Raw genomic sequence first — 484 nt, forward strand, 5'->3', positions numbered from 1 at the left:
GCCCGGCGGCGCGCGACTATTCCCGGGCCTATCTCCACCATCTCGTCCGGTCGAACGAGATCCTGGGGATGATGCTGCTCACTTGGAACAACCTCGCCTACTACCAGGACTTGATGGCGGGCGCCCGGGCTGCGATCCGCGAGGGGCGGTTCACCGATTACTGCGCCGCCACCCGTGAGGGCTGGGCACGGGCCGAACGCGCCGCCGCCGGATGAGGATCCGCCTCACGGATGCGCCAGAATGCGGTAGGTGCCGTCCGGGTCGTCGGCCCCGAAGCGGACGGCGGCCTTCAGGCCCGCTACGATCCGCGCCGCCACCGGCAGGCGGTAGTGCAGCGCATCCCAGTAATTGTCGTCCCGCGTGGTGATCGACGAGGGACGCCGGAAATCCACCACCACGGCGCCGTGCCGGGCACCGATCTCCGCGACGCGCGCCTTGCAGGCCGCCTCCCGGCGACCGGCCGGCGTACCGGGCGCCCCCTGCG

General features: G+C 71.7%; 2 protein-coding genes. One reads left to right on the forward strand and one right to left on the reverse strand.

Annotated features, from left to right (window positions below; all coding sequences use genetic code 11):
• On the forward strand, positions 1 to 215 hold a 215-nt coding region (locus GVL03_RS19605), incomplete at its 5' end, for a tRNA-guanine transglycosylase (RefSeq protein WP_159502605.1).
• A 9-nt stretch (positions 216 to 224) separates the two neighbouring features.
• Here the strand turns inward: GVL03_RS19605 and GVL03_RS19610 are convergent.
• On the reverse strand, positions 225 to 484 hold a 260-nt coding region (locus GVL03_RS19610), incomplete at its 5' end, for a hypothetical protein (protein WP_200847299.1).

The organism is Microbacterium sp. 18062, from assembly GCF_902706225.1.
GTDB lineage: Bacteria > Actinomycetota > Actinomycetes > Actinomycetales > Microbacteriaceae > Microbacterium.